This window comes from Stenotrophomonas pictorum JCM 9942 (assembly GCF_001310775.1).
Lineage (GTDB): Bacteria > Pseudomonadota > Gammaproteobacteria > Xanthomonadales > Xanthomonadaceae > Stenotrophomonas > Stenotrophomonas pictorum.
Genome location: NZ_BAZI01000208.1, coordinates 1 through 5,013, shown reverse-complemented (window position 1 = coordinate 5,013; position 5,013 = coordinate 1). Strand labels below are relative to the sequence as shown.

Sequence of the window (5,013 nt, the reverse complement as noted above, 5' to 3'; positions counted from 1 at the left end):
CAGAATATCGGTCCGGCCCAGCGGGAACATCGGCAGCATCGCCACCGCCCAGCCTTGGCTGCCGCGGATCAGACCCAGTCGCCTGATCCAGACCCCAGCGCGGTGATCGCGCAGCAGCTGGGAATGCGCAAAGCCGGGGGCGAACCCGCGTCGACAGCAGGGCCTGGCGTCAGCGCCGCAACGCGGCAATGGCCAGCAGCACCCACCCGCCCATCAGCAACATGCCGCCCGCGGGCGCCAGCCGCGTAGTCCAGCCCGCCAGCACCCCGGCGGCCAGACTGCCGGAAAACAGCAGCACCCCCAGCAGCAGCACGTACAGCGCACTTCGCCCCAGGGTGTTCAGCGAGGCCGGGCCGAGTATCGCCAGCACTGCGCCATGCCCGAACAGGTACAGCGCGGCAGTGTTGAGGTTCGACTGCGCCAGTGGCTCATTGAGCCCATGTGACGCGTAGGCCGAAAGACCGATGGCCAGCGCCGCCAGCAGCCCGCCACTGAACGCCAGGAAAGAAGATTTGCGCGCACGTCGTTCCAGCCCCAGCATCATTCCACTTCTCCACTTGCGCCTTGGCGCGGCTCAAAAAAAAACGCGCCGCAAGAAGCGGCGCGTTTCAGGGCAGATCAGTTCATCCGCTGTGACAGCGAATTACTTCACCGACCAGTAAACGTCATACGTACCGTCAGTGGTGAACGCCTTGTCGACGCCTCCCTTCCAGGATTCGTACGGACGGTCGATCACTTCGTTGCCGTGGGTGGTCGCCCAGGCACGCAGTGCGTTGCGCGCGATATCCAGGCCCGCCATGTGACCGGCGTAGGAAGCGAAGGACGAACGGTGCGCCGGAACGTGCGAATACGTCACCGGGTTGCCGGCCGGAATCTTCACGTTCAACTTGCCGTCGGTCGCAGCCACCGCGGCCGGAGCTTCGATCTTGGCAGCATCACCTTCCTGCTTGTCGGCAGCGGCGGCGGCACCACTCTTCTTGCGGACCGGCTGGGCCACGTCGAAGGCGTACTTGTCAGCGGCAAAGTCGGTGGTGACGATGCGCACCGGACCGGCAGCTTCCAGGCCATTGGCCTCCATCGTGCGCTTGATCCATTCCTGGTTGTCCTGGATGGACTTGCGGATGGTGTCGTTGTTGCGATCGATGTTGCCGGCATTGACGACCAGCAGATCCTCGGCCGGAACGTCAACGATCTTCAGATCGGTCAACGGGGCTTCGGCAGCGCGGTAGTCGACGTTCGGCACCGTCGCCAGCATGTTGGCCATGCGTGACAGACCCAGCTTGACGTCATCACCGATATGGCGGCTCACGTACAGGCCAGCGTAACGACCAAACAGGTCCATGCCGTACTTGACGGAGTAGTCCTGGGTGATCTTGACGTTGCGGTCGTTCTTGCCGGTCGGCTCAAGAGTGAAGGTGGTGACCTTGTCGTGGCCCCGGGTCGGGTCCTCGATGGCGATACGCACCAGCTTGTTCTTTTCGCTTTCCTTGATTTCCCAGCTGCCGCTACCCAGCGCGCTGTCCTTGGAGCTGTAATCCAGGCGGGCACCGACGCCGGCCTCCGGACCGCTGAGCTTCAGTTCCATGCCCTTGTCGCGCAGCACCAGCGGATTCCAGTCCTTGAAACGGCGCAGGCTGTTGACCGTGTCATACACGATCGTCATCTTGCGGTTGGTTTCGATGCTTTCAGAAATATGGCGCTCGCCCGGCAGGCACACGCCAATGATGACGAACAGGCCAGCCACGATCCCCAGGGCAATCAGGAACTCGATAATACGGGTCATTCAGAGAGTCTCCGTGGCCGATCCCACGGCCGGGTTGATTGAAGCGAAGCCCCCATCCTATCAGGCTTTGCGCAGGTTGTTGACTGAATTGACGCACCGGTTTCCCTGCCTGGTACGGAACATGGGTTGAGGGCTGCAAAGCGCGGCGTTCCGCTCCCGGATCAGGAGCCCCGCCACCTGCGGACCCGACACGGCCGAGGGCCGGTTGCGGCTATTTTCCATCCTCACCGGACCCTAACGCCAGCACGGAAACCGGCCGGGCCCGATTTTTCACTCCCACCACTTCAGACCAGCTGGAGTTCGAAGGCTTTGAGCACCGCCCGCGTGCGGTCGCGCACCCCCAGCTTGGACAGGATGTTGGACACGTGGTTCTTGATGGTGCCTTCGGCCACGCCCAGCGAGTTGGCGATCTCCTTGTTGGAGAAGCCGCTGGCCATCAGCCGCAGGATTTCGGTCTCGCGGTCGGTGAGCGGATCGGGCCGGTCCAGGCTGACAAATTCGTTGCGCATGTGCTCCAGCCCCGACAGCAGCCGCTGGGTGACGGCCGGCTGCACCAGCGAGCCGCCATCGGCGACAGTGCGGATCGCACCGACCAGCTGCTCCAGGGTCACATCCTTGAGCAGATAGCCCTTGGCCCCGGCCTTGAGCCCGGCCAGCACCAGCTGGTCGTCATCGAAGGTCGTCAGGATGATCGCCGGCGGCAACTGGCCCAGCCGCGACAGCGTCTGCAGCGCCTCCAGGCCGGACATCACCGGCATGCGCATGTCCATCAGCACCACATCGGGCGCGACCTGCGGAATGATCTCCACCGCCTGGCGGCCATCGGTGGCCTCGGCCACCACCTCGATACTGTCATCCAGCGCCAGCAGCGAACGGATGCCCTGCCGTACCAGGGTTTGGTCATCGACCAGGCAGACACGGATCATCAACTCACTCCTTGGGGCCCGGAGGCCAGCATCATATTGGTTACGCCCGGCAATGAGGCGCGAAGACGGAAGCCCTCACCGCGCCGCATGGACACCTCCAGCGCCCCCCCATATTGAACCAGGCGCTCACGCATGCCACGCAGACCGTTGCCCGGCAGTATCTCGTCCACCTCGCCACCGATCCCGTCATCATGCGCGACGATCACGACCTGGCCATCTTCCCGATGGACCCGGATCCACAGGTTGCGGGCACCGGCGTGGCGCACCGCGTTGGTGATGATCTCCTGGGTACAGCGCAGCAGCACATGGGCGCGCTCGGGGTCCTCCACGTTCAACGGCTCGTCCATCTCCAGATGGATGTCCAGCGAGGGCACCCGCTCGGTCAGCGGCCGCAGCGCCGCCGCCAGATCGATCGCGCCGCTCTCCCGCAGCTGGCTCACAGCTTCGCGCACGTCGGTCAACAACAGTTTGGCCAGCGTATGCGCCTGACGGACATGCTCCTGGGCCTGGCCCTCGGTGATATGTCCGGCCACCTCCAGATTCAGGCTCAGCGCGGTCAGGTGGTGGCCCAGCAGATCATGCAGCTCGCGCGAGATGCGGGTGCGCTCATTGACCCGGGCGCTTTCGGCCAGCAATAGACGGGTGGCCCGCAGCTCCGCATTCAGCCGGCGCTGCTCCTCCCGCGCCTGGGTCTGCTGGCGCGCCACCAGGCTGGTGACGAACAGGAACATGGAGAAACCGCCGTACAGCAGCGACTGCAGCAGGGCCTCGAACAACGGCAGGCCGAGGATCAGGTTGTAGACCGGGAACACCGCCAACTGGCTCAGGACCAGCCAGACGATCCCCACCCGCTTGCTCAGCAGCCACGGAATCACCCCGGCGGCCACCATCATCAGGATGCTGCCCAGGCCGGTGGCCGAGAGATAACTCACCGCCAGCGCCGAAACCGTCAGCACCAGCAGCACCGTGCGGTCATACCAGTTGGTATGGCCGGAGGCTTTCAGCCCGCGGGTGAGCCAGAAGTAGCAACCGCCGAACACCAGATAGGCCACAAACAGCCATGCCGCCTCTCCGGCCGCCGGCTGCGCCACGCCCTCCTCCGGCGCGTACTGGGTGTAGATCAACGGCAGGCTGACCAGCGCCCAGGTGAAAAGGCCGGCCAGGCGGAGAACGCGGGTGTGGCTGAGGTATCCCAACATCCCGGCATAGTAAGGATATGCGGCAGGTTGCGCCCTCCCTCGGAAGTCATGCCCGCGTCGGCTCGCCCGGCTCCGGCCACCCATGCGATAATTGGCCGCACAGCCTCCACAGGCCGACCGTTTTACCCCACGGAGTCACAATGTCGATTGTCATCCGCGACGTGCTCGAGCATGAGCTCGATTCCGTTCTGGCACTGAACAACAATGCCGGCTTGGCGATCCTCCCGCTGGACGCGGCAAAACTCCGCCGTTTCTACGAAACCGCCGAATATTTCCGGGTGGCCGAGCGCGATGGCAACCTGGCCGGGTTCCTGGTCGGCTATGGCAGCGGCAGCGCCCATGACAGCTGCAACTACGCGTGGTTCCAGCAGCGCTATCCCAGCTTTTTCTATATCGACCGCATCGTGGTGGCCAGCCGTCGCCGTGGCGGTGGCGTGGGCCGCGCGTTCTATGCCGATGCGCAGAGCTATGCGGAACTTCGCTATCCACAGATGGCCTGCGAGGTGTTCCTGGACCATGGCGCCGACGCCGCACTGCTGTTCCATGGCAGTTTCGGCTTCCGCGAAGTCGGCCAGAACACCATGCCCGACGTGGACGTGCGCACCAGCATGCTGCTCAAGGACCTGTGCAGCTACGAATGGGTGCATCAAACCTATGGCGACAACCTGCCCGACGTACCGTGGGTAGGCCACACACGCCGACCGCTGCAGCAGCGGCCGACGGGAACTTGAGATGGCAGTGAATTTGGATTTCGAACAGGCGGGTGAACTGAAAATCGGGCAGGTCGGCATTGCCAACCTGCGCATCCGCACCCTGGATGTGGAGCGCCTGAGCCAGGAAATGCGCGATCGCGTCACCCGCGCCCCGAAGCTGTTCGGGCGCGCGGCGGTGATTCTGGATTTCGGCGGGCTCAGCCAGGTGCCGGATCTGGCGACCGCACAGGCCCTGTTGAACGGACTGCGTGAGGCTGGCGTGCTGCCGGTGGCATTGGCCTATGGCACCCAGGACACCGAAGTGCTGGCCCAGCAGCTGGGGCTGCCCCTGCTGGCCAAGTTCCGCGCCCAGTACGAGCGCGCCGATGCCGAACCGGCCGCAGCGCCCGCGC

Annotated in this window: 5 protein-coding genes and 1 pseudogene; 2 read left to right on the top strand and 4 right to left on the bottom strand. The window is 64.5% G+C overall.

The genetic code is table 11. From position 1 onward, the window contains the following. Positions 1 to 169: 169 nt before the first annotated feature. From JCM9942_RS10805 to JCM9942_RS10790, 4 genes are all read right to left on the bottom strand, one after another. Positions 170 to 541: a DUF423 domain-containing protein gene (locus tag JCM9942_RS10805; RefSeq protein WP_054659610.1), complete on the bottom strand. Its 372-nt coding sequence runs from the start codon at positions 539 to 541 to the stop codon at positions 170 to 172. A 102-nt stretch (positions 542 to 643) separates the two neighbouring features. After that, the gene (locus JCM9942_RS10800; RefSeq protein ID WP_054659608.1) at positions 644 to 1,783 is read right to left on the bottom strand and encodes a polyketide cyclase; all 1,140 of its coding nucleotides are present in this window, start codon (positions 1,781 to 1,783) and stop codon (positions 644 to 646) included. Positions 1,784 to 2,067: 284 nt separating this feature from the next. After that, entirely contained in the window at positions 2,068 to 2,709 is a 642-nt protein-coding gene (locus tag JCM9942_RS10795; protein ID WP_054659606.1) for a response regulator, read from the bottom strand. Beyond that, the gene (locus JCM9942_RS10790; protein WP_054659605.1) at positions 2,709 to 3,908 is read right to left on the bottom strand and encodes a sensor histidine kinase; all 1,200 of its coding nucleotides are present in this window, start codon (positions 3,906 to 3,908) and stop codon (positions 2,709 to 2,711) included. Before JCM9942_RS10790 ends, JCM9942_RS10795 begins: the two co-directional genes overlap by 1 nt. Before the next feature lie 140 nt (positions 3,909 to 4,048). Between JCM9942_RS10790 and JCM9942_RS10785 the strand changes: the two genes are divergently transcribed. Together JCM9942_RS10785 and minC are read left to right on the top strand one after the other, a co-directional pair. Continuing rightward, positions 4,049 to 4,639: a GNAT family N-acetyltransferase gene (locus JCM9942_RS10785; protein ID WP_054659603.1), complete on the top strand. Its 591-nt coding sequence runs from the start codon at positions 4,049 to 4,051 to the stop codon at positions 4,637 to 4,639. 1 nt (position 4,640) lies between these two features. After that, a pseudogene (gene minC / locus JCM9942_RS10780) lies at positions 4,641 to 5,013 on the top strand (septum site-determining protein MinC); the annotation flags it as partial.